Source organism: Pseudomonas capsici (assembly GCF_017165765.1).
Taxonomy (GTDB): domain Bacteria; phylum Pseudomonadota; class Gammaproteobacteria; order Pseudomonadales; family Pseudomonadaceae; genus Aquipseudomonas; species Aquipseudomonas capsici.
Map to the genome: position 1 here is coordinate 564,418 of NZ_JAFGZD010000001.1, position 25,541 is coordinate 589,958.

Genomic DNA, 25,541 nt, shown 5'->3' on the forward strand with positions numbered 1-25,541 from the left:
GTGCCGGGTCGCGGATTCAGTTCACCCAGACTTCAACCCGCCGGTTCTTGATCCGGCCGTCGTCTGCATCGTTGCCCGCGACTGGCATTTCATCGCCAAAACCCAGTATTTCATGGAAGGTCACGCCACTTTTCTGCAATTCCCGGCGAACAGCCATGGCCCGCAGCCGGGAAAGCAGGGTGGCCCGTGCCGAATCGCTCTTGGCATCGCCAAAACCTACCAGCGTGACTTGCTGGTTGAGCTTTTGGTGGGTCTTGAGGTAATCCGTCACACGTCTTAAATCGAGCTGTGCCTTGTTATCCAGTCGAGCGCTGCCCTGAGCAAAGCGGAAGTTGACCGACAGGCGTTCGGCCTTGCGCGTCAATGCCTGATAGTCCTCGGGCATCTGAGCCGTTGCCTGCACTTTCATGGCCTGAACGGTCTGGGCCACAAAACCGGTGCGGGCCACGATGGCCTGGCCTTCGGCGCTTTGCGCAAAGTGCACCAGTGCCTGAGCCCAGTCATGGTTCGTCTTGGGCGGCACATACAGATACAGACGCCTCGAAAGCGGATAATCTTCGGTCGCAATCAGGCTGACAGTTGGCAGCATCGCTTTCGATTCGCCATCGGCAACCGCTACGGCCTTGGCATTACGTACATAGGGCAGGCCGATAAAGCCAATGCCATTGCGATCATTGCTGACCTCATCGGAAAGCTGTTCGCTGGACTCGAAGCGCTTCGCCTGGCGCGACAGGTTCTTGCCGTTGCGGGTCAGTACCAGTTCCTTGAAGGTTTCATAAGTGCCGGATTGCTCGTCGCGTGCATACAGATGAATCGCGCCGGCCGTGCCGCCCACCTCTTGCCAGTCCCGGACTTCCCCCGAGAAGATGCGCGCCAGTTCCAGAGTGCTGAGCTGGCGCAGCGGATTGCCCGGATGCAGGATGACCGCCACGCCATCGATGGCAATCACTTGCTCGCTCTCAGGGCTTTTCAGGTCGCCAAGTGCTTTGAGTTCTTGCGCTTCCTGATCCTTGATCGGTCGGGAAGAGGCGGCAATATCGGCGCTGCCTGTCTTGAGCGCGCTGAAGCCGGTGCCCGAGCCATGAGCCGCAATTTCCACGACCACAACCTGTCCGGTTGCCGCTGCGCCTGTCACGCGGGTTTCGTTGGGCTGGGTGCCGGGGAGTCTTTGCAGGGCTTGCAGCCCTTGCTGACGCATCAGGCCTTCGACCAATGCCGGGCCCAGTTGCGCATTGATAGTGTTGGAGCCCTGAATGCGCAAGGCGGTAGTGCCGTCTGCCGGAGCTGGCAGTGCAGCCTGGGTCATGCAGGGCAGGAGGGTGCAGGAAAGCGCCAGTGCGCAAAGCAGAGCGCGCAGCATCTGCGTCACCTTGAATGACTGAAAGTCCCGGGAGAATAAGACAGAAAGATTGCTGAAATATGACGCTTGATGAAGTGGACCGGGCCGACTCGCCTGCGCAATAACAGGCAAGTCGGCTTCGAAGCATTTATCAGCTCAATTCGAGCCAGACAGGCGCGTGATCCGAAGGTTTTTCCATGCCGCGCAATTCGTAGTCCACACCGGCGGCCTTGATGCGTGGTTGCAGGCCTGTGGAGGTCATGATCAGGTCGATGCGCAGCCCGCGCTTGGGGCTGTCTTCAAAGCCGCGGCTGCGGTAGTCGAACCAACTGAACTGATCGATCACTTCCGGGTGCAGATGGCGGAAGCTGTCCACCAGCCCCCAGTTCTTGAGGCGCTCCATCCACTCGCGCTCTTCCGGCAGAAAACTGCATTTGCCGGTTTTCAGCCAGCGTTTGGCATTGTCTGCGCCGATGCCGATATCGCAGTCCTGCGGGGAAATATTCACATCGCCCATGACGATCAGCGGCTGATCGTTGCTGAAGTGGCTTTCCAGCAGCGTCTGCAGGTCGTTGTAGAAGCGTTGCTTGGCGGGAAACTTGGTGGGGTGGTCGCGGCTTTCGCCCTGAGGGAAGTAACCGTTCATGATGGTGACCGGCTGGCCATTGCTGTCAGCGTAGGTGCCCCAGATGAAACGCTTCTGTGCTTCTTCGTCATCGCCTTCGAATCCCTTGTGCAGGGCCAGTGGCATATGGCGCGAGAGCAGTGCGACGCCGTAATGGCCTTTCTGGCCGTGGAAGTGGACGTGGTAGCCCAGTGCCTCGATCTCGGCCTGGGGAAACTGCTCGTCGCTGACTTTGGTTTCCTGCAGGCCAATCACGTCAGGCTGATGCTTTTCGATCAGCGCCGCCAGCTGATGCGGTCGGGCACGCAGACCGTTGATATTGAAAGAAACAATTTTCATAAAGCGGCAATCCTGAATTCATGCAAAGGAGCGATGCTAGCCGACCAGCCGATTTACGGCCAGCGTGCTGTCGGCTGCTACGCTGGATTGATGGCCGGAACTGTTCCGGCCGCACTTGTTCTCACCCTTGCGCAGCCATGGATGGAGAGGCCGTCCGAAGATGGGGTTTTCTGACCGTATATTCAGGTTTTCCTGCAGGTTATGACGTAAGGGATTGAAAGTTCGAATTATTCACAGGTTCAAGCAGAACCTGTCGATCGTGTTAGCATCCGTGACCATATGAAGTTTTTAACCCTGCTCAGCAGCGCGCTGCTGATGTCCATGAGTGCGGCGGCCCTGGCCCAAGCCCGTCTGGATGTCAGGATCAAGCCCGCGAATCCCGAACTCAAGGCCAACGTCGAAGGATATGTAGGCAGCCTTGGCGAGCGTGATGCCGAGGCCCTGAAACATTTCAGCCTGGGCGCCGAAGAGCAGGCACAGAAGGCGGCTCAGGCGCTTGGCTACTATCAGGCGCAGATCGACAGCCAGGTGACAGGCGATCAGGATCCGACGCTGGTCATCACCATTAATCCCGGTGAGCCGATCCGCCTGCGTAATGTGACGGTGCGCATCGACGGACCGGCGGCGTCCCTCAAGGCTTTTCAGGTTCCGAAAAGCCGTACGCTGGCTCCCGGTGCAGTGCTCAACCATGGTCACTATGAGGACGCCAAGCGCCTGATCCAGAATCAGGCCTCACGCTACGGCTTTTTCAGCGGTCGTTTTACCAGCCAGCGCCTGGCGGTGGACCCCCGTGCCGGAGTGGCGGATATCGATCTGGTTTATGACAGTGGCCCGCGTTACTCCCTGGGCAAAGTGGCGTTCAGCGGTGATACACCGCTCGATGACGACCTGCTCAAGCGCATGGTGCCGTTCAAGGAAAACACGCCTTATGACTCGCAACTGATCGCCGAACTCAATCAGGCCATGCAGTCCAGTGGCTATTTCGAGGGCGTGCGGGTGGATGCGGCTCCCGCTGCTGCCGTGGGGCAGGTCATTCCGGTGACCGTGCAACTGGAAACCCGCAAGCCACGCACCATGGGGCTGGGCCTTGGTTTCTCCACTGACGTCGGGCCACGTGGCAAGGCCAACTGGACACGCCACTGGGCCAATCCCGAAGGTCACAGCTACGGGTTTGAAACCGAGCTGTCGGCACCTCGGCAGAATGTGGGGCTGTGGTACGACATTCCGCTCGACCCGCCACTGACCGACAAGCTGCGTTTTGCCGGTGGTTATCAATATGAAGAAATCGCGGGCACCGACAGCCTCAGCAAGCTGCTCACCGTCGGCCCGGAATGGCACAGCAAGTTGCCCAGTGGCTGGGAGCGGGTGGTTTCTCTCAAATGGCAACGGGAAGAGTACCGGCTGGGTGATGACAGCGGCCTTAGCACTTTGCTGATGCCAGGTATCAGCTACTCGTTCCTGCAAAGCGACAATCGCATCGATCCGAGCCGGGGCTATCGGCTGCAGTTCGATGCACAGGTCGCCAAGGAAGGGGTGATGTCCGATGCCAACCTGTTCCATGGCAACGTGCTGCTCAAGGGCCTGACCACTGTTGCACAGAATCACCGCTTTCTCGGTCGCGTGCAGTTCGGTGGCAACCTGACCAATGGCTACAAGTCCATCCCGCCGTCCCTGCGCTTTTTTGCCGGGGGCGATCAAAGCGTTCGCGGTTACGACTATCAGACTCTGTCGCCGACCAACTCCGATGGCGACCGTATCGGCGGGCGCTATATGGTGGCGGGCAGTGTCGAGTATCAGTATTCGATTGCCGAAAAATGGCGTCTGGCGACTTTTGTCGATCAGGGCAACTCTTTCAACAACCTTGAGCTGCCGAGTCTGAAGACCGGCGTAGGCTTTGGGGTGCGCTGGGTTTCACCGGTCGGGCCATTGCGCCTTGATCTGGCCCGCGCGCTGGACGATGACGGCGGGATTCGTCTGCACTTCTCCATGGGACCGGAATTGTGAAGCGTCTGAACATCAAGCGTGGGGCGAAGATCGCGGGCCTGGGGCTGGTCACGTTCCTGCTGCTGGTGCTGCTGGGTATCTGGATGGCAGTGGCTACACAGAGCGGCAGTCAGTGGCTGCTGGCGCGAGTGCCGGGGTTGCAGGTAGACAATTTCAATGGCCGCCTGGGCGGGCAATGGCGTGCCGACACCGTGATCTGGCAGCAGGGCGAGGAACGAGTCGAAGTCAGTGCCGCGCAGTTCGACTGGTCGCCTGCCTGCCTCCTGAAGATGATGCTGTGCATCGATCAGTTGCATGCCGCTCAGGTGCGTATGCATTTCGCCGCCAGTGACGAACCTGCCAGCGAAGGCCCGGTCGTCTTGCCGCAATTGAAACTGCCGCTGGCGGTTCGCTTGAATGACGTGCAACTGGGTAGCCTGCAACTGGATGGCGTCGAGCAACTGAGTGATCTGAAACTGGCGGCGCACTGGACGGCTGATGGCCTGCAGATCGACTCGGCCCATTTGCAGCGCGACAGTCTGGTTCTCGATCTTGTCGGTCTGCTGAAGCCCGAGGGCGAGTGGCCGCTGACTGCCCAGGGCACCTTGCAGTTGCCGCCGCAGGACGGACAGCCATGGTCACTGGCGCTGGATCTCTCTGGCGAACTGCTCAAGACCTTGCAGCTCAAGGCCGACAGCAGCGGTTACCTGCAGGGGCGGTTGAGTGGCGAGCTGCAAGCGTTGGCCGAACATCTTCCAGCCAGAGTGAGCATCAGCTCCGAGCGCTTCAAGCCCAGTGCCGGATTGCCCGATACCTTGCAGCTTGAGCAGGTGTTGCTCAATGCCGAAGGCAACCTCGACAGCGGCTACCAGATTACCGGCACCGCAAGCCTGCCCGCCGAACAAGGCCCGGTCGCTCTGACACTGCAAGGCCGGGTCGATGCCAAAGGCGCGGATATCGCGGCGCTGCAATTGACCGCCAGTGAACGGCAGCATCTCACCCTTAACGGCCAGTTGAACTGGGAAAAAGCCTTCAAGGCCGATGCGAAAATCGACTGGCTGGACTTTCCGTGGCAGCGACTTTATCCGCTGGCGACCGAGCCTCAGGTCAGCCTGCGCAATTTCAAGGGCGAGATTTCCTATACCGACGGCCAGTATCTGGGCAATTTCAGTTCAGATCTGGATGGTCCGGCAGGTGCTTTCAGTCTTGGCAGTCCGTTCAGTGGCGATTTGCAGAAGGTGTACCTGCCGCAACTGGAGCTGGTTGCAGGGCAGGGCAAGGCCAGCGGCCACCTGAATCTGCAGTTCGCCGATGGCATCGGTTGGGACACCGCCCTGGATCTGGGGTCTCTCGATCCGTCCTATTGGGTTGCGGAGCTGCCGGGCACTCTGGCCGGGGCGTTGCGCAGCAAAGGGCAGTTGAAAGACGAAAAGCTGGAGCTCAATGCCGATCTGGATCTCAAGGGGCGCTTGCGTGGACAGCCCGCAGTGTTGCTGGTCAAGGCCGATGGCGCAGGTGAGCAATGGAACCTCGGTGCGCTGGAGATACGCCTGGGCGACAACCGGATCCAGGGGCGTGGCAGTTTGCAGCAGCGTATGGCGGGGCAGGTGGACCTCAATCTGCCTCGGCTTGGACAGCTATGGCCACGACTCCAGGGGCGGATCAATGGCAGGCTGGATCTTGCCGGAACACTCCAGGCTCCCCAGGGCCGTTTTGACCTGCAAGGCTCGCAACTGGCCCTGCAGGACAATCGTCTGCAAAACCTGACAGTGGTGGCGAAGCTCGATCAGGCTCAGCGGGCAACGGTCGATCTCAAGGGCAGCGGCATTCAGGCCGGTGACACGGCATTGGGAACCTTGACCGTCAACGGGCAGGGCACGCTCAAGAACCAGCAGATGAAACTCGATCTGCAGGGGCCGCTGCTGAAACTGGCGCTGGCACTGGAGGGCGTTCTGGAGCAGGGCAACTGGCGCGGTCGTCTGGCCAGTGGTGCCATTCAGAGCGGTGGGCAGGACTGGAAACTGCAGCAGCCGGCAAAACTTGAGCGTCTGGCCGACGGCAAGATCAACTTCGGTGCCCATTGCTGGGCTTCCGGGCAGGCAAGCCTGTGCGGCGAGGATCAGCGCCTGCTGCCTGAGCCACGGTTGCGTTATCACCTGAAGAATTTTCCCCTCGAAAGCCTGGCTCAGTGGCTGCCCAAGGACTTCGCCTGGAAAGGCGCGCTCAATGCCGATGTCCGACTCGATCTGCCTGCCTCCGGGCCTGACGGACAAATCACGGTCGACGCCAGCAACGGCACGCTGCGGGTCAGGGAAAAGGACCAGTGGCTGGACTTTCCTTATCGCAGCCTGAAACTCAGCAGCACCTTAAAACCACGCAGTATCGATTCACGCCTGGATTTCGATGGCGAGAAGCTGGGCCAGTTGTTGCTGACGGCACGAATCGACCCGTTATCGCGTAACAAGAGCCTGAGTGGCGACTTCAACCTGTCCGGTCTGGATGTTTCCGTAGCCCGGCCCTTTGTGCCCATGGTGCAGAAACTCAATGGTCGCCTGAGCGGCAGTGGTCGCTTGTCCGGTGGTCTGTTGGCTCCTCAGGTCAATGGCCGCATCAGCCTTGACGGCGGTGAGGTTTCCGGGCCTGAACTGCCCATGGAATTGCAGGATCTGAGAGTGCAGGCCCTGATTGCCGGGGAAAGCGTGCAACTCAATGGCGGCTGGAAGAGCGGTGCGACCGGGCAGGGCACCGTAAGCGGACAGGTGGCCTGGGGGCAGGCCCTGATGGTGGATATCAACCTCAAGGGCTCGCGTCTGCCGATCACGGTCGAGCCTTATGTTGCCGTGGAAGCGGCACCCGATCTGAAAATTTCCATGCACGATGATCGGCTGGGTATTTCCGGCAAGGTGCTGGTGCCCAAGGGGACGATTACGGTGCGCGAATTGCCGCCTTCGACTGTGAAGCTGTCGGGCGATACGGTCATTGTGGGCCAGCAGACCGAAGAGGGCGCGCCGCCGCTGGCCATGGCGATGGATATCGATGTCGAGGTCGGACAGGAAAAACTGGCGTTCAACGGCTTCGGGCTGACGGCCAATCTGGTCGGGCATGTGCACATTGGCGATAACCTCGATACCCGTGGCGAGCTGAACCTCAATGACGGACGTTACCGTGCCTATGGTCAGCGCCTGACCATCCGCAAGGCCCGTCTGCTGTTTGCCGGCCCCATCGATCAGCCTTATCTGGATATCGAAGCGATTCGTCAGACCGACGAGATCATCGCCGGTATCCGCCTGACCGGCAGTGCCGATCAGCCCACCACCGAAGTGTTTTCCGAGCCGGCCATGAGTCAGGAGCAGGCACTGTCCTATCTGGTGATGGGCAGACCGCTGGGCAATACCGGGGAAGACAGCAATATGGTTGCCCAGGCCGCTCTGGCGCTGGGCGTGGCGGGGAGTGCATCGACGACCGGCAAACTGGCCGATAACCTCGGAATCAAGGACTTCGAACTCGATACCACCGGGACCGGCAACAAGACCAATGTCGTGGCCAGCGGCAAGATCACCGAAAAGCTCAGCCTGCGTTATGGAGTGGGGGTGTTCGAGCCCGCCAATACCATCGCGCTGCGTTACATGTTGAGCAAAAGGGTGTACCTGGAAGCAGCCAGCGGTCTTGCCAGTTCGCTGGATATTTTCTATAAGCGGGATTTCTAGGGCGAAAGCTCTATTTCCTGGCTGTTTCGGAAATATCCGATCTAGGTAGTCTGACACTTTCGTGGTTAACTTCCGGCTCTTCAAAAACTCTGTAAAAGGACGTGGTTTCATGGCTCAAGTAACGCTCAAAGGCAACCCTGTACAAATCGCTGGCGATCTGCCGAAAACCGGCAGCGCTGCTCCGGCTTTCAAACTGGTCGGTGCCGGCCTTGCCGACGTGACCCTGGCCGACTTTGCTGGCAAGCGTAAAGTCCTGAACATCTTCCCAAGTGTCGACACTCCGACCTGCGCCACTTCCGTGCGCAAGTTCAACGCCCAGGCCAATGACGTCGACAACACCGTCGTACTGTGCATTTCCGCCGACCTGCCATTTGCCCAGGCTCGCTTCTGTGGCTCGGAAGGTCTTGAGAACGTCCAGAACCTGTCTTCCTTCCGCAGTGCCGATTTCGGCAAGAACTACGGCGTTGCAATCACCGACGGTCCTCTGGCCCAACTGACCGCTCGTGCCGTTGTCGTTCTGGACGAGAACAACACTGTATTGCACAGCGAGCTGGTTTCGGAAATCGCCGAAGAGCCTGACTATGCAGCGGCTCTGGCTGTATTGAAGTAATACCCTGCAACACTTCGACGGCCTGAATCCGTTCAGGCCGTTTTTTTATTTGTGCTTCAACCGTTTAACAAAAGTAAGCGCTTGGTAAAGGCGCTTTGCTTGTCACGCATCTGTGCTTATTGTTCAGCCTCCTGAAGAACCCCACCTGTAATGGTTGATTTATTCATGCAATCGTCTGGCCCCCGTAATTCCCGTCGCTGGTTGATCAGTCTGCTGGTCCTGTTGGTTATCGTCGGTTTGTGCTGGTGGTTCTGGCCTGCGTCATCCTCGTCCCACAAGGGGACCGAGACCGGCAAGGCACCGGCAGCGGGGAATGCAGGTAAAGTGGCGCGGCCAGGCTTCGGTGGTTCGGCGGCAGCGGTTCCGGTGCGGGTAGCCCCGGTGACCCAGGGCGACTTCCCCATCTATTACAAGGCGCTGGGCACGGTGACGGCCACCAACACCATCAATGTGCGCAGCCGGGTGGCGGGTGAGCTGGTCCGTATCCACTTCCAGGAAGGGCAGATGGTCAAGGCCGGCGACCTTTTGGCGGAAATCGATCCGCGTCCCTATCAGGTTGCGCTGCAACAGGCTGAAGGCACCCTGGCCACCAATCAGGCGCTATTGAAGAATGCCCAGCTCGATGTGCAGCGTTACCGTGGCCTGTTCGCCGAAGACAGCATCGCCAAGCAGACCCTGGACACTGCCGAATCCCTGGTCAACCAGTATCAGGGGACCATCAAGTCCAATCAGGCGGCTGTGGCGGATGCGAAGCTCAATCTGGACTTCACCCGTATCAAGGCTCCGATTGCCGGGCGTGTCGGCCTCAAGCAACTGGATGTTGGCAATCTGGTCGCAGCCAACGACACCACGGCACTGGTAGTGATTACCCAGACCCAGCCGATTTCAGTCAACTTCACCTTGCCGGAGAAAGACCTTTCGGCCGTCATCGCCCGTTATCGCAGCAGCGATAAATTGCCCGTGGAAGCCTGGGACCGTGGCGATCTCAAACTGCAGGCCACCGGTGTGCTTGCCAGCCTGGACAACCAGATCGATGTCACCACCGGGACCCTGAAATTCAAGGCCCGCTTTGAAAATCGCGATGAAGTGCTGTTCCCCAATCAGTTCGTGAATGTGCGTCTGCGTGCCGACACGCTCAAGCAGGCAGTGCTGGTGCCTACAGCCGCCGTGCAGTTCGGCACCAATGGCACCTTCGTCTATGCGCTGGATGGCGACAAGAAGGTCAGGATCAACCTGCTCAAGACCGGTCCGAGCGATGAAACCTCGACCGTAGTCCTCGAGGGGCTGGCCGCCGGTGCGCAGGTCGTGCTGGAGGGCACCGACCGTTTGCGCGACGGTGCCACCGTGGAAGTGGTCACTGACAGCAAGGACGTGCCATCCACTCCGGGCCAGCAGTTGCAGGGCAAGCCTGACAAGGCCACGGATAAATCGGCCTCGGTCGACAAGGCGGAAAACAATCCAGCATGAACATGTCGCGCCTGTTCATCCTGCGCCCGGTCGCCACCACACTGAGCATGCTGGCCATTGTGCTGGCCGGTCTGATCGCCTACGGCCTGTTGCCGGTTTCGGCCCTGCCACAGGTGGATTACCCGACCATCCGGGTCATGACCCTGTACCCGGGTGCCAGCCCACAGGTCATGACCAGTGCCGTGACGGCCCCGCTGGAGCGACAGTTCGGGCAGATGCCGGGGCTGGACCAGATGGCGTCCACCAGTTCGGGCGGTGCTTCGGTCATCACCTTGCGCTTCAATCTTGAAATCAATATGGACGTGGCCGAGCAGGAGGTTCAGGCAGCCATCAATGCCGCGACCAACCTGTTGCCCAATGACCTGCCTGCGCCACCGGTCTACAACAAGGTCAACCCGGCGGATACGCCGGTCCTGACCCTGGCGATCACCTCTAAAACCATGCTGCTGCCCAAACTGAACGATCTGGTGGATACGCGCATGGCGCAGAAAATCTCCCAGATCAGCGGCGTCGGCATGGTCAGCATCGCGGGCGGGCAGCGTCAGGCGGTGCGGATCAAGGTCAACCCCGAAGCCCTGGCTGCCAACGGTCTGAATCTGGCGGATGTGCGCACGCTGGTCAGCGCCTCCAACGTCAACCAGCCCAAGGGCAACTTCGATGGCCCGACCCGGGTGTCGATGCTCGATGCCAACGACCAGCTCAAGTCCCCCGAGGAATATGCCAACCTGATCCTGGCCTACAGCAATGGCGCGCCGCTGCGCCTGAAGGATGTGGCACAGATCGTCGATGGCGCGGAAAACGAGCGGCTGGCCGCCTGGGCCAACCGCAATCAGGCGGTGCTGCTCAATATCCAGCGTCAGCCCGGTGCCAACGTCATCGAGGTGGTGGACCGGATCAAGGCCTTGCTGCCCAGCATCACGGACAACCTGCCGGCCGGCCTGGACGTGATTGTGTTGACCGACCGCACCCAGACCATCCGTGCTTCCGTTACCGATGTCCAGCATGAGCTGCTGATCGCCATCGTTCTGGTGGTGCTGGTGACCTTCCTGTTTCTGCGCCGGGTCAGCGCAACCATCATTCCGTCGATTGCCGTGCCCTTGTCCCTGATCGGCACGTTTGGCGTGATGTATCTGGCCGGTTTCTCCATCAACAACCTCACGCTGATGGCGCTGACCATCGCCACCGGTTTTGTGGTGGACGATGCCATCGTGATGCTGGAGAACATTTCCCGGCATATCGAAGAGGGTGAAACGCCTTTGCAGGCGGCGTTGAAGGGCGCGAAGCAGATCGGTTTCACGCTGATTTCCCTGACCCTGTCGCTGATTGCGGTGCTGATTCCGCTGTTGTTCATGGCCGATGTGGTGGGACGCCTGTTCCGGGAGTTCGCCATTACCCTGGCAGTGGCGATCCTGATTTCCCTGGTGGTTTCCCTGACCCTGACCCCGATGATGTGCGCCCGCTTGCTCAAGCGTGAGCCAAAGGAAGAAGAGCAGGGGCGTTTCTACCGTGCCAGCGGTGCCTGGATCGACTGGTTGATCCGTATCTATGCCGACAAGCTGCGCTGGGTACTCAAACACCAGCCTCTGACCCTGCTGGTGGCCATCGGCACGCTGGGCTTGACCGTCGTGCTGTACATGGCCGTTCCCAAGGGGTTCTTCCCGGTGCAGGACACCGGCGTGATTCAGGGTATTTCCGAAGCGCCGCAGTCGGTGTCGTTCAAGTCCATGAGCGAGCGTCAGCAATCGCTGGCGGACATGATCCTCAAGGATCCTGCGGTTGCCAGCCTGTCTTCCTATATCGGTGTCGATGGCGACAATGCCACGCTCAACAGCGGTCGCCTGCTGATCAACCTCAAGCCCCATGGCGAACGCGACCTGACGGCCATGCAGGTCATCCAGCGCCTGCAACCGCAACTGGACGGCTTGTCTGGCATTCGTCTGTTCATGCAGCCGGTGCAGGACCTGACCATCGAAGACCGGGTCAGCCGGACCCAGTACCAGTTCAGCATGTCGTCACCCGATGCCGAGTTGCTCAGCCTGTGGAGCGGCAAGCTGGTGGACGCCCTGAGCAAGCGTCCGGAACTGACCGATGTCGCCAGTGACCTGCAGGACAAGGGTTTGCAGGTTTACCTGATGATCGATCGCGATGCCGCCAGCCGCGTAGGCGTTACCGTGGCCAATATCACCGATGCGCTGTACGACGCCTTCGGGCAGCGGCAGATTTCCACCATCTACACCCAGGCCAGCCAGTATCGAGTGGTTCTGCAGGCAGCTTCCGGCAACGATCTGGGTCCCCAGGCGCTGGAGCAGATCCACGTCAAGACCACCGATGGCGGTCAGGTCAAGCTGTCGAGTCTGGCCAGGGTCGAACAGCGTCAGGCACAACTGGCGATTGCCCATATGGGACAGTTCCCGGCGGTCATGATGTCGTTCAACCTCGCTTCGGATGTGGCGCTGGGCGAAGCGGTCAAGGTGATCGAACAGGTGCAGAAAGACATTGGCATGCCGATTGGCGTGCAGACCCAGTTCCAGGGCGCTGCCGCAGCGTTTCAGGCCTCGCTGTCCAGCACGTTGCTGTTGATCCTGGCGGCGGTAGTGACCATGTACATCGTGCTGGGCGTGCTCTACGAGAGTTATATCCACCCGATCACCATTCTCTCGACCCTGCCATCGGCCGCGGTAGGTGCCTTGCTGGCCTTGATGCTCAGCGGCAACGATCTGGGGATGATCGCCATCATCGGCATCATTCTGCTGATCGGTATCGTCAAGAAGAACGCCATCATGATGATCGACTTCGCTCTGGACGCCGAGCGTAATCGCGGCATCGACCCCGAGACGGCCATTTATGAAGCGGCCCTGCTGCGTTTCCGGCCGATTCTGATGACGACCCTGGCCGCGTTGTTCGGTGCCATTCCGCTGATGCTGGCCACCGGCTCCGGTGCGGAGCTGCGTCAGCCACTGGGTCTGGTGATGGTCGGCGGTCTGTTGCTCAGCCAGATCCTTACGCTGTTCACGACGCCGGTGATCTATCTGTATTTCGACCGCCTGGGCCGTCGCTGGCGGCGCAGGCCTGAAGCAGGACAGGTCGAAGCATGAACCTGTCGGCCCCCTTCATCAGCAGGCCGGTCGCCACCGTCCTGCTGAGCCTGGCAATCATGCTGCTGGGCGCAGTCAGTTTCAGGCTGTTGCCCGTGGCACCGTTGCCGAACATGGATTTCCCGGTGATCGTGGTGTCGGCCAGCCTGCCGGGTGCCAGCCCCGAGATCATGGCCTCCAGTGTGGCCACGCCGCTGGAGCGCTCGCTGGGGTCCATCGCCGGCATCAATACCATGAGCAGCAGTTCGAGCCAGGGTACGACCCGGGTGATCCTGCAGTTCGATCTGGACCGGGATATCAACGGCGCGGCGCGGGAAGTGCAGGCCGCAATCAACGCCTCGCGAAATCTGTTGCCCAGTGGCATGCGCAGCATGCCGACCTACAAGAAGGTCAACCCTTCCCAGGCACCGATCATGGTGCTGACCCTGACCTCCGATGTGCTGAAAAAAGGGCAGCTCTACGATCTGGCTTCCACCATCCTGTCCCAGAGCCTCTCGCAGGTGGCCGGTGTAGGTGAGGTGCAGATCGGCGGCAGTTCGCTGCCGGCCGTGCGTATCGAACTGGAGCCGAACATGCTGGACCAGTACGGTGTGTCGCTCGACGAAGTGCGTACCACCATTACCGGTTCCAACGTGCGTCGCCCCAAGGGCTTTGTCGAGGACAGCCAGCATAACTGGCAGGTCCAGGCCAACGACCAACTGGAAAAGGCCAAGGATTACGCGCCACTGATCATTCGCTATCAGGACGGTGCCGCACTGCGCCTCAAGGATGTGGCCAAGGTCAGCGACGCCGTGGAAAACCGCTACAACAGCGGCTTCTTCAATGACCAGTCGGCCGTGCTGCTGGTCATCAACCGTCAGGCCGGTGCCAACATCATCGAGACGGTGGCGCAGATCAAGGAGCAGTTGCCCGCCTTGCAGGCGGTACTGCCTGCCAGCGTGAAGTTGAACATTGCCATGGACCGTTCGCCGGTCATCAAAGCCACGCTGCATGAAGCCGAGATGACTCTGCTGATCGCCGTGGTTCTGGTGATCCTGGTGGTGTTCCTGTTTCTGGGCAGCCTGCGCGCCTCGCTGATCCCGACACTGGCGGTTCCGGTCTCCCTGGTGGGGACTTTCGCCATCATGTACCTGTGTGGCTTCTCGCTGAACAACCTGTCGCTGATGGCCCTGATTCTGGCCACCGGGCTGGTGGTGGATGACGCAATCGTGGTGCTGGAGAACATTTCCCGGCATATCGATGAAGGTGTCTCGCCCCTGAAGGCGGCCTACCTGGGGTCCAAGGAAGTCGGTTTCACGCTGCTGTCCATGAACGTTTCGCTGGTGGCCGTGTTTATCTCGATTCTGTTCATGGGCGGTCTGGTGGAAAGCCTGTTCCGGGAGTTTTCCATCACGCTGTCGGTAGCCATCATCGTTTCGCTGCTGGTTTCCCTGACGCTGACGCCCATGCTCTGCGCACGCTGGCTCAAGCCTCAGGAGCAGGAAAGAAACGCCTTTCAACGCTGGAGCCAGCGCGTCAACGAACGCATGGTGGCCGGCTATGACCGCTCCCTCGGCTGGGTGCTGCGCCATCCGCGTCTGACACTGCTGAGTCTGCTGGTTACCATTGTGGTGAACGTCGCGCTGTATGTGGTGGTGCCCAAGACTTTCCTGCCGCAGCAGGATACGGGGCAACTGATGGGTTTCATTCGCGGCGATGACGGTCTTTCGTTCACCGTGATGCAGCCCAAGATGGAAATCTTCCGTCGCGCCGTGCTGGCAGACCCTGCGGTGCAGAGTGTCGCGGGCTTTATCGGCGGCAGTGGCGGCACCAACAATGCCTTCATGATTGTCCGCCTCAAGCCGGTTTCCGAGCGCAAGATGTCTGCGACCCAGGTGGTCGAGCGTCTGCGCAAGAACCTGCCCCATGTGCCGGGCGGGCGGCTGTTCCTGGCACCGGATCAGGATCTGCAACTGGGCGGTGGTCGTGAACAGGCCAGTTCCCAGTATCAATACATCCTGCAAAGCGGTGATCTGCACAGCCTGCGCGAGTGGTATCCGAAAGTCGTGGCCGCCCTCAAGGCGCTGCCGGAACTGACCGCCATCGACGCCCGTGAAGGGCGCGGGGCCCAGCAGGTCACGCTGGTGGTCGATCGGGACGCAGCCAAGCGCCTGGGTATCGACATGAACATGGTCACCACCGTGCTCAACAATGCCTACAGCCAGCGTCAGGTTTCCACCATCTATGACACCCTGAACCAGTATCAGGTGGTGATGGAGGTCAATCCACGCTATGCGCAGGACCCGGTCACGCTGCAGCAGGTCCAGGTGATTACTGCAGACGGGCAGCGCGTGCCCTTGTCGAGCATTGCCCATTACGAACGCAGTCTTGCCAATGACCGGGTGTCCCATGAAGGCCAGTTCGCTTCGGAGAGTATTTCCTTCGATCTGGCCGAAGGCGTCAGCCTCGACACGGCGACGGTCGCCATCGAGCGTGCGATTGCAAGAGTCGGGCTGCCTTCTGAAGTCATTTCCAAGATGGCCGGTGCAGCCGATGCCTTTGCGGCCACCCAGAAGGGCCAGCCATTCATGATTCTCGGTGCCTTGCTGGCGGTTTATCTGGTGCTGGGGATTCTGTACGAAAGCTATATCCATCCATTGACGATTCTCTCGACCCTGCCATCGGCCGGCGTCGGAGCCTTGCTGAGCATCTATGTGCTGGGCGGCGAATTCAGCCTGATTTCCCTGCTGGGGCTGTTTCTGCTCATCGGCGTGGTAAAGAAAAACGCCATCATGATGATCGATCTGGCCCTGCATCTGGAACGTGAATCGGGGATGACACCGCAGGAGTCGATTCGCAGTGCCTGTCTGCAACGTCTGCGGCCGATCCTCATGACCACGATTGCCGCGATTCTGGGGGCCTTGCCATTGTTGCTGAGTAACGCCGAAGGGGCGGAAATGCGCCGTCCGCTGGGCCTGACTATTATCGGCGGGCTGGTCTTCAGCCAGATTCTGACCCTGTACACCACTCCTGTGGTTTATCTCTATCTCGACCGGCTGCGCCACCGATTCAATCGCTGGCGTGGCGTGCGCACCGATGCTGCTCTGGAAACCCCGCTATGACTGACCATCCGGTAATCAAATCCAACCCGCAGTGGCTTGTCCGGCCACTGGCAGCCGGGCTTTGCGTGCTGCTGCTGAGCGCCTGTGCCGTAGGGCCGGACTACCACAAGCCGTCAGTGACCACGCCTGTGCAGTTCAAGGCTGCCGAAGGCTGGCGTCAGGCGACTCCGAGCGATGCCATGGCCCGTGGCGCATGGTGGGAAGTGTATGGCGACAGCGAGCTCAATGCGTTGGTGGAGCGGCTCAACAGCTCCAACCAGACGGTTGCGCAATATGAAGCCCAGTACCGGCAGGCCAGGGCATTGGTGCGCAGTTCCCGTGGCGCGCTGTTTCCCTCTCTGGATCTGACGGCTGGCAAGACCCGCTCGAGCCAGGGTTCCTCCAGCAGTACCACCTCGAATTCCAGCGGTATCAACGACTCCTACAATGCTCAACTGGGCGTGAGCTGGGAGGCCGATGTCTGGGGCAAGTTGCGTCGCGGCCTGGAAGCCGATACCGCCAGTGCCCAGGCCAGTCTTGCGGATCTGGCCGCCATGCAGTTGAGCCTGCAATCGGAACTGGTGCAGAACTACCTGCAATTGCGGGTGCTGGATGAGCAGAAGCGTTTGCTGGAGTCCACTGTTCAGGCTTACGAACGCTCTCTGACCATGACCCGCAATCAGTATCAGGCCGGTATTTCCGGGCGTGAAGCCGTGGCCCAGGCCCAGACTCAGCTCAAGACCACCCAGGCCGATCTGATCGACCTGACATGGCAACGGGCGCAGTTCGAGAACGCCATTGCGGTCCTGATGGGGATGGCCCCGGCCGAGTTCAATCTGCCAGTCACGACCACGATCCCCGAACTGCCGCAGATTCCGGTGGGTATTCCTTCGCAACTGCTGGAGCGTCGCCCCGATATCGCGGCTGCCGAACGCTCGATCATGGCCGCCAACGCCAATATCGGCGTTGCCAAGGCTGCTTACTACCCGGATTTCACCCTGAGCCTGAGTGGCGGCTACAACAGCAATTCGTTCTCCAACTGGATCAGCCTGCCGAACCGCTTCTGGTCGGTCGGCCCGCAGATGGCCCTGACACTGTTCGATGCCGGCAGACGCTCTGCGGAAGTCGATCGCATTGAAGCCGTCTATGACCAGACCGTCGCGCAATACCGGCAGACGGTCCTGAACGGCTTCCAGGAAGTGGAAAACTACATGGTTCAGCTCAAGGTCTACGAGGAGGAAGCGGCAGTCAGGCAGGAAGCGCTGGATGCTGCCCGCGAATCCCTGCGTCTGACCAGCAACCAGTACAAGGCCGGAGTCATCGGCTATCTGGATGTGGTCAATGTGCAGACTACCGCGCTGAGCAACGAGCGCAGCGTCTTGAATGTGCTGCAAAGTCGCCTGATTGCCAGTGTGCAGTTGATTGCCGCACTTGGCGGTGGCTGGGATGCAGGGAACGGTCTGCAGATCAAGGAATGATCAGGGTTTGGAGGAGGGCGGACGACATTAAAGTGCTATCCGTCTGAAATAGATATTTTATATATGGCCAATAGCCATATTTGTGGGCGCCTGACGCGACATTTTCCTGCTTTTGCGTAGAATTGCCAGCAACTGTACGGCATGGATGCGTAAACCGGAACCATGTCACAGGAGCGCTCATGTTGACTGGTCATTACACGCCCGCACTGGTCCTCATCTCCATATTCGTCGCGATTCTTGCTTCGTATACCGCTCTCGATCTGGCAGGCCGCATCGCTTCGGCCAAGGGCCGTGCCGTCTACATATGGATGGGCGGCGGGGCCTTTGCCATGGGCATCGGCATCTGTTCCATGCACTTTATCGGGATGCTGGCCTTCCAGTTGCCCATCGATACGGGTTTCGATATCCCGTTGAGCCTGTGGTCACTGCTGATTGCCATGCTGTCTGCCGGGATTGCCCTGTGGCTGGTCAGTCAACCGCAATTACCTGTTTCGCATCTGGCGCTTGGTGCCTTGTTCATGGGCGGTGGCATCAGCGCCATGCATTACATCGGCATGGCTGCGATGCGCATGCAACCCGGCATCGAGTACGACCCCTTTCTGTTTATTCTGTCGGTGCTGATTGCCGTGGGGGCCTCGGCGGCTGGCATCTGGATTGCCTTCCGTTTGCGCCTGCGGACCTCCAATGTGTTTCTGGTTCGTGCCGGAGCTTCGGTGGTCATGGGTATTGCCATTGTAGGCATGCACTATACGGGCATGGCGGCGGCCAGCTTTCCCGAAGGCAGTTTCTGCGGTGCGCTGGGTAACGGCCTCAGAACCGACGGCCTGGACAAACTGGTGCTTGTAACCAGCCTGGCGGTGCTGACTATCGTGCTCCTGACCTCTATCCTCGACGCCCGCCTGGAAGCCCGCACCGCCGTGCTGGCCAATTCGCTGATGGAAGCCAACCGCGAACTGACCCACCTGGCTCTGCATGACAGTCTGACCAGCCTGCCGAACCGTGTGCTGCTTGCGGATCGTATCGAGCAGGCCATGAAGAAGGCTAATGACAATGGCGGCTGTTTTGCGCTGATGTTCATGGATCTGGATGGTTTCAAACCGGTCAACGATGCGTTTGGTCATCATGTCGGCGATCAGCTATTGCGACAGGTCGCATTGCGTCTGCGGGAAAACCTGCACCGTCATGACACTCTGGCGCGTATCGGTGGCGATGAGTTCGTGCTGCTGATGGAGTTGCAGGATGTCGAAGATGCAGTGGCCGTCGCTTCCCGTCAGGTGAATGTGATTGCCCAGCCATTCGATATTGCCGAGCACACTCTGCAGGTTTCGGTCAGCATCGGGATCTGTATGTATCCGGGCAATGGTCACACCCTGCATGAGTTGCTGATGAATGCCGACGCTGCGATGTACCACGCCAAGGCGGCTGGCAAGAACGGTTACAGCTTCTTCGAGGCGTCGATGAATGCCAATGCCCGCAATCAGATGCAGGTCCTGCAAGACTTGCGCACAGCCATCAGGCACAAGCATTTCTGTCTGCACTATCAGCCCAAGTTCGATGCGATTACCAATGCACCGGTGGGGGCTGAAGCCTTGCTGCGCTGGAATCACCCGGAGCAGGGCATGCTTGGGCCGGACACGTTTATCGAGCTGGCGGAAAAGACCGGTCTGATCATTCCGATTGGCGAGTGGGTGCTTGATGAGGCCTGCCGCCAGATGAGCGAGTGGTATGCCCAGGGTTATACCCATTGGCGTATTGCGGTGAACCTGTCGGCCTTGCAATTCTGTCATGCGGGGCTGGTCACGACGGTTGCCAATACCTTGTCCCGGCATCGGCTTGCGCCCAATTGTCTGACCCTGGAAATCACCGAAACCACGGCCATGAGCAATGCCGAGGTCACCATGCAGGTCTTGCAGAAGCTGTCAGCCATGGGCGTCGATATTTCCATTGACGACTTTGGTACCGGTTACTCAAGCCTGATGTACCTCAAGCGCCTGCCGGCCAATGAAATCAAGATCGACCGTGGCTTCGTGCGCGATCTTGACCATGACCGCGATGATGCTGCCATCGTCTCGGCCATCGTAGCCGTTGGTCAGGCTCTGGAGTTGCGCATTGTTGCCGAAGGCGTCGAAAACAGCGTTCAGCAGAACTTTCTCACCAGACTGGGTTGTGATGCCTTGCAGGGTTACCTGCTGGGGCATCCGCTGCCTGCGCAACAATTCATGAGTCATATTCAGTCACTTGAGGGGCACTCATCGCCAAGGGGGAGCGGTGCAATGGTCGAAATGCAGGATCAGGATGGCGTTCATGGCAAAACGCTGGCAGGATCGATTCTGCATGCGGGCGCTGTGGGTCCGCTAGGCTCTGTATGAGCAACGGATCCCTGTAGCGATCCTTGGCCCTGAAAAACGTACGAGAGACATTCATGGATAAAGTCCTCCTCATTACCGGCGGCTCCCGCGGGATCGGTGCTGCCACGGCGCTTCTGGCTGCTTCACAAGGTTATCGAATCTGCATCAACTACCTGTCCGACCATACTTCTGCCGAGAAGATATGCACCCGGGTCCGGGAATTGGGCGCGCAGGCCATTGCAGTGCAGGCTGATGTCAGCAACGAGGACGAAATCATCCGTCTCTACGCACGTATCGATTCGGAACTGGGACCTGTCACTCATCTGGTCAATAACGCCGGAACCATTGCCCATACCTCGCGACTGGACGACATGTCCGAATTCCGCATGCTCAAGATCATGATGACCAATGTGGTCGGTCCGATGCTGTGCAGCAAACACGCCTTGTTGCGCATGTCGCCGCGTCATGGCGGCAACGGCGGCTGCATCGTCAACGTGACCTCGGCTGCCGCTCGCCTGGGCGCGCCGGGGGAATATATCGATTACGCCGCTTCCAAGGGCGCACTGGATACCTTCACCACCGGCTTGTCCAAGGAGGTGGCGGGCGAGGGGATTCGGGTCAATGCGGTAAGGCCGGGGTTCATCTTCACCGATTTTCATGCCCTGAGCGGCGATCCGTTTCGGGTCAGCAAGCTCGAGGGTGACATCCCCATGTGCCGGGGCGGTAAAGCCGAAGAGGTGGCCGAGACGATTATCTGGCTGCTGTCGGATCATGCTTCATACGTGACCGGCACGTTCATCGATGCGGCGGGCGGGCGCTGAAGCTCAGTTGTCCAGCAGCGAACGAATGATCCGTCCCAGGGTTTCCATGGCCTTCTCGCAGGCCGTGGTCCAGGGGCTGCCGTAGTTCAGGCGAATACAGTTGCCGAAGCGTCGGGTCGGGGAAAAGATCGGCCCCGGCGCAATACTGATCCCTTGTGCCAGCGCCACCTGGAAGACTTTCAATGAATCGAGCGGTTCCGGCAGCTCGACCCACAGAAAATAACCGCCCACGGGCTGGCTGACGCGAGTCTGCGCCGGAAAGTACCGACCGATGGCTCCCAGCATCGCCCGCTGCTGGTCTTCCAGTGCATAGCGCAGTTTGCGCAGATGCCGGTCATAGCCGCCGTGCTGCAGATAGTCCGCAATGGCAGCCTGGGCAGGCATCGAAGCGCAAAGGGAGGTCATCAGCTTCAGGCGTTCGATCTTCTGCGCATAACGGCCTGCTGCCACCCAGCCGATCCGGTAACCCGGTGCCAGGCTTTTGGAAAACGAGCCGCAGTGCATCACCAGGCCGTCGGTATCGAAAGCCTTGGCCGGTTTCGGAGCCTGAGGACCGTAGTAGAGTTCGGCGTAGGCATCATCCTCGATCAATGGCACCTGATGCTCGCGCAGCAACTCCACCAGCTCACGCTTGCGCGCTTCGGGGACCAATGCACCGGTGGGGTTCTGGAAGGTGGTCATGCACCAGCAGGCTTTGATCGGGTGGCGCTCAAGGGCCTGTTTCAATACGCCCAGATCGATACCGTCACGTGGATGCGTCGGTATCTCCACGGCCTTGAGCTTCAGGCGTTCCAGTACTTGCAGGCAGGCGTAGAACGCCGGCGCTTCGATGGCCACCAGATCACCGGGCTCGGTGACGGCTTGCAGGCACAGATTCAGGGCTTCCAGCGCACCATTGGTAATCAGCAACTCTTCCACGGGCAGTACCAGGCCGTTGACCATATAGCGCAAGGCAATCTGGCGCCGCAACTGTGGATTGCCCGGCGACATGTCAGTGACCACCATGCGCGGGTCCATCTCACGGCTGGCTGTGGCCAGTGAGCGGGAAAGACGCGGCAGCGGAAACAGCATCGGACTGGGGAATGCCGAGCCAAAGGGCACTGTATTGGGGTCTTTGATGGAGTCCAGCACTGAAAACACCAGCTCACTGACATCCACTTCGGTGGATTCGTTGACCTGAGTGCTGGCCTGCGGCTCACTGAACGGTCTGGGAGCATTGCCGACAATGCTGTTGACGAAATACCCCGACCGCGCCCGTGCCCGAATCAGCCCGCGCCGCTCCAGCAGGTAATAGGCCTGGAACACGGTAGAAGGGCTGATGCCATGGGTCTGGCTGGCATAACGTACGGAGGGCACACGCTGATCCGGCGCCAACACGCCACTGCGAATCAACTCGGCTACATCGTCGGCATACTTCTCATAACGCTTCATGGCATCACCACTGATCAGATAGCCCGACTATAGAGGCGAGACTGTTTTCAGAACAGACACAGCTTGGTCTGGAAAATACGGATCAGATATCAATTTGTGGGAGGCAGCTTGCTGGCGACTTCAGCATACAGACGCAGAATATCTGCCGGCTTTTATCCTTATTCGCCAGCAAGCTGCCGCCTGCAAATCTGTTCGCGACCTCAGTCGCGAAGAGGCCAGTGAGTGCTAAATCGGCCCACCCCTGTTAACCGTGTGATGCCGCCTGTCCTGCGCACCTTGCACAGTCAGCGCATCGGCATCCGACTCGGTAATCGGGACGTTCTGGCCATCTATCAGGGCTTCGGACATATGGGTTTCATCGTTGGTGGTGATGATCACATCCACCACAGCACTGCGCAGGATCGTGTCGTGAAAGGTCACGGAGCAGGATTGGTTGGTGTTATCGAATTCCAGTGTCATGGCACAGCTCCTTGAGGTGTGCGGCAAAACTCTCAGACATTCAGGCTCTGGGCATTGATCAGGGTCAGGGTTCGCGGCAAGAAGCATGCAAGCCGTTTATAACGGCTCACACGCTCCAGGTCCTGCTCATTGCGGCAGATCATCCAGAACGACCGGAGGTTCTTGTGCCGGTGGATCGCCGGCCGGTGGCTGAATCACCGGTGGCATGGTCGGTGGCGGCTCTTCGGCGGGCGGAGGTACGGGCAAGGTGGGGTTATCGATATTCGGGTCCGGTGTTTCGGCAGGAATGGGGATATTCATGATGTTCACCTCGGTACCAGATAATGGGTGGTCGTGCTGTTTGACAGCCGAGGGTGATTTCGAATTCAGACTGTTTTGTTTTGAGATGACCAGACTCATCCATCTCCACGCTGTTTCCCACCGATCCAACTCTGTGTTCTTGAAAGGCCTCTCTCAAAAAGCCGACAAACGGTCATCCGGATGTTTCTCCCCGTGGTTACTCACATGTTTTGCGCTGTGGAATGGCCCGACCCTGAGCTGACAGATTCGTCTACGCTGAGGCTCGCTCTCAAACTTTTTGAACTTTGCCTGTGCAGGCGGCTCGGAAAACCATGCGGCAGATTCAGACGAATCAGGACTGTCTTTCCTGTCCGCACCGCATCGATACAAAACCTTTTTCTGCATGGATTGCACAGGAGCGTCCCAGGGGCGTGAGGAGTGATGCTCGATGAATGTGACTGCTGATCAGCCATACGGCCCGGATTCTCTGGCCTCTGATGTTCCACACCCAACCCGTCCCTTGACCCTGACCCAAGCCCTGCAATTACCGCGCATAGTGATCGAAGACACCATGCCGGTAATCGATGGCGGGTTGTTTGCCGTGAAGGGCATTGCCGGGCAGAAGGTCACGGTGACCAGCAAGGTGTTTGCCGACGGGCATGACAAGCTGGCGGTGCGTGTCTGTTGGCGTGCCGATGGTGAAGAGAATTGGCAGGATGCCCCGATGCGCGATCTGGGTAATGACAGTTGGATCGGTGAATTCACCCCGACATCTGTCGACCGTTATGTGTTTCGTCTGGAAGCCTGGATCGATCAGTACGCCAGCTATCGCTACGAACTGGAGAAAAAGTTCGCAGCCGGAGTGCCGATCGGGCTGGAGCTGGAGGAAGGGCGCCTGCATCTGTTGCATGCGGCCGAGCGCAGTCAGGGAGCGTTGCGTCAGCAGATCGAAAGCGTTCTCGAACGTCTTGGCCAGATCGACTCCGATGCTCGGGTCGCATTGCTCTTGCACAGTGAAACCTCGGCCTTGATGGTCCAGGCAGATAACCGCGCATTTCTGAGTCGCAGCATCGAATTCCCGCTGGATGTGGAGCGGCAGCTGGCGCAGTTCGCCAGCTGGTATGAGCTGTTTCCCCGTTCGATCACCGATGACCCCGCGCGGCATGGCACTTTCAATGATGTGCACTCGCGTCTGCCGATGATTCGGGACATGGGTTTCGATGTACTGTATTTCCCGCCAATCCACCCCATTGGCCGCGCCCATCGCAAAGGCCCCAACAACTCGCTGACCGCAGGTCCGGACGATCCCGGCAGCCCTTATGCCATTGGCAGTGAAGACGGCGGGCACGAGGCGATTCACCCGCAACTGGGTACCCTTGAGGATTTCCGGAATCTGGTGGCCGCAGCCGCAGAGCACGGTCTGGAAATCGCTCTGGATTTCGCCATTCAGTGCTCCCAGGATCACCCTTGGCTCAAGCAGCATCCGGGCTGGTTCTCCTGGCGCCCGGACGGCACTATCCGCTATGCGGAAAACCCGCCGAAGAAATATCAGGACATCGTCAACGTCGACTTCTACGCAGCCGATGCGATTCCCAGCCTGTGGCTGGAATTGCGGGACATTGTGCTGGGCTGGGTCGAGGAGGGCGTGAAGATCTTTCGGGTCGATAACCCCCACACCAAGCCCCTGCCGTTCTGGCAGTGGATGATCGATGACATTCGCCGTCAGCATCCCGATGTGATGTTTCTGGCCGAGGCCTTTACCAAGCCCGCGATGATGGCGCGGCTGGGCAAGGTCGGTTACTCCCAGAGCTATACCTATTTCACCTGGCGCAATACCAAGGCCGAACTGTCCGAGTACTTTACCCAGCTCAATCAGGCACCTTTGCGCCATTGCTACCGACCCAACTTCTTCGTCAATACGCCGGACATCAACCCGTATTTCCTTCATGAGTCGGGGCGTGCGGGTTTTCTGATCCGTGCTGCGCTGGCGACCATGGGTTCGGGCCTTTGGGGTATGTATTCAGGGTTCGAGCTGTGCGAGTCGGCTCCCATTCCCGGCAAGGAAGAATATCTGGACTCCGAGAAATATGAGATCCGGGTCCGGGACTTCACGGCACCGGGCAATATCATTGCCGAGATCGCTCAGCTCAATCGCATTCGCAGGCAGAATCCGGCGTTGCAGACGCATCTGGGCCTGAAGCTGTATGCAGCCTGGAACGACAACATTCTGTATTTCGGCAAGCGCTCGGACGATGGCAGCAACTTCATTCTGGTCGCCGTCAGCCTCGATCCGTTCAATGCCCAGGAGGCGCATTTCGAGTTGCCGCTCTGGGACATGGGACTGCCCGACGATGCTGCAACCTCGGGCGAAGACCTGATGACCGGGCATCGCTGGACCTGGTACGGCAAGATTCAGTGGATGCGGATCGACCCTTCGTATCAGCCATTTGGTATCTGGCGTATCCAGGCCGCGAATTGAA

14 protein-coding genes and 1 pseudogene are annotated in these 25,541 nt (G+C 59.4%); 10 read left to right on the forward strand and 5 right to left on the reverse strand.

The features are described 5' to 3' along the window. Positions 1 to 16: 16 nt before the first annotated feature. Both JSY17_RS02420 and xthA read right to left on the reverse strand, forming a co-directional pair. Positions 17 to 1,360 carry a substrate-binding domain-containing protein gene (locus JSY17_RS02420; RefSeq protein WP_206401347.1) on the reverse strand — a complete coding sequence of 448 codons (1,344 nt, stop codon included), beginning with the start codon at positions 1,358 to 1,360 and terminating at the stop codon, positions 17 to 19. A gap of 130 nt (positions 1,361 to 1,490) precedes the next feature. Beyond that, a complete protein-coding gene (gene xthA, locus JSY17_RS02425) occupies positions 1,491 to 2,303 on the reverse strand; it encodes an exodeoxyribonuclease III (protein ID WP_206401349.1) in 813 nt (270 codons plus the stop codon). A gap of 279 nt (positions 2,304 to 2,582) precedes the next feature. On the opposite strand from xthA, the gene JSY17_RS02430 reads away from it, so the two are divergent. The 9 genes and pseudogenes from JSY17_RS02430 (at position 2,583) to JSY17_RS02470 (ending at position 20,892) form a co-directional block, all read left to right on the forward strand. After that, on the forward strand, positions 2,583 to 4,307 hold the full coding sequence (locus JSY17_RS02430; protein WP_122372550.1) for an autotransporter assembly complex protein TamA: 1,725 nt from the start codon (positions 2,583 to 2,585) through the stop codon (positions 4,305 to 4,307). Between the two features lie 5 nt (positions 4,308 to 4,312). Beyond that, positions 4,313 to 7,993, forward strand: coding sequence for a translocation/assembly module TamB domain-containing protein (locus tag JSY17_RS02435; RefSeq protein WP_206401414.1), 3,681 nt, complete (start codon positions 4,313 to 4,315; stop codon positions 7,991 to 7,993). Positions 7,994 to 8,102: 109 nt separating this feature from the next. Next, positions 8,103 to 8,603 (forward strand): thiol peroxidase, encoded by a 501-nt coding sequence (gene tpx, locus JSY17_RS02440; protein WP_117180729.1) that lies wholly within the window; start codon positions 8,103 to 8,105, stop codon positions 8,601 to 8,603. 150 nt (positions 8,604 to 8,753) lie between these two features. Further along, complete coding sequence (locus JSY17_RS02445; protein WP_206401351.1) at positions 8,754 to 10,070, forward strand: MdtA/MuxA family multidrug efflux RND transporter periplasmic adaptor subunit; 1,317 nt, start codon at positions 8,754 to 8,756, stop codon at positions 10,068 to 10,070. Then, the gene (locus JSY17_RS02450) at positions 10,067 to 13,165 is read left to right on the forward strand and encodes an MdtB/MuxB family multidrug efflux RND transporter permease subunit (protein WP_206401352.1); all 3,099 of its coding nucleotides are present in this window, start codon (positions 10,067 to 10,069) and stop codon (positions 13,163 to 13,165) included. Before JSY17_RS02445 ends, JSY17_RS02450 begins: the two co-directional genes overlap by 4 nt. After that, on the forward strand, positions 13,162 to 16,266 hold the full coding sequence (locus tag JSY17_RS02455) for an efflux RND transporter permease subunit (protein WP_200998621.1): 3,105 nt from the start codon (positions 13,162 to 13,164) through the stop codon (positions 16,264 to 16,266). Before JSY17_RS02450 ends, JSY17_RS02455 begins: the two co-directional genes overlap by 4 nt. Next, positions 16,263 to 17,723, forward strand: a complete 1,461-nt coding sequence (locus tag JSY17_RS02460; protein WP_206401353.1) for an efflux transporter outer membrane subunit — start codon at positions 16,263 to 16,265, stop codon at positions 17,721 to 17,723. The genes JSY17_RS02455 and JSY17_RS02460 overlap by 4 nt, the downstream gene beginning before the upstream one ends. A 179-nt stretch (positions 17,724 to 17,902) precedes the next feature. Further along, positions 17,903 to 19,966 (forward strand): annotated as a pseudogene (locus tag JSY17_RS02465) (putative bifunctional diguanylate cyclase/phosphodiesterase); the annotation flags it as partial. 179 nt (positions 19,967 to 20,145) lie between these two features. Beyond that, entirely contained in the window at positions 20,146 to 20,892 is a 747-nt protein-coding gene (locus tag JSY17_RS02470) for an SDR family oxidoreductase (protein ID WP_200978735.1), read from the forward strand. A 3-nt stretch (positions 20,893 to 20,895) separates the two neighbouring features. Here JSY17_RS02470 and mapR read toward each other — a convergent pair whose 3' ends face one another. From mapR to JSY17_RS02485, 3 genes are all read right to left on the reverse strand, one after another. Then, complete coding sequence (mapR, locus tag JSY17_RS02475) at positions 20,896 to 22,323, reverse strand: GntR family transcriptional regulator MpaR (RefSeq protein WP_117180723.1); 1,428 nt, start codon at positions 22,321 to 22,323, stop codon at positions 20,896 to 20,898. 225 nt (positions 22,324 to 22,548) lie between these two features. After that, positions 22,549 to 22,782, reverse strand: a complete 234-nt coding sequence (locus JSY17_RS02480; RefSeq protein WP_206401355.1) for a DUF3203 family protein — start codon at positions 22,780 to 22,782, stop codon at positions 22,549 to 22,551. Positions 22,783 to 22,908: 126 nt separating this feature from the next. Next, complete coding sequence (locus JSY17_RS02485; RefSeq protein ID WP_183134050.1) at positions 22,909 to 23,082, reverse strand: hypothetical protein; 174 nt, start codon at positions 23,080 to 23,082, stop codon at positions 22,909 to 22,911. A 427-nt stretch (positions 23,083 to 23,509) separates the two neighbouring features. Between JSY17_RS02485 and JSY17_RS02490 the strand changes: the two genes are divergently transcribed. Then, on the forward strand, positions 23,510 to 25,540 hold the full coding sequence (locus JSY17_RS02490) for an alpha-1,4-glucan--maltose-1-phosphate maltosyltransferase (protein ID WP_206401356.1): 2,031 nt from the start codon (positions 23,510 to 23,512) through the stop codon (positions 25,538 to 25,540). Position 25,541: the final 1 nt, after the last annotated feature.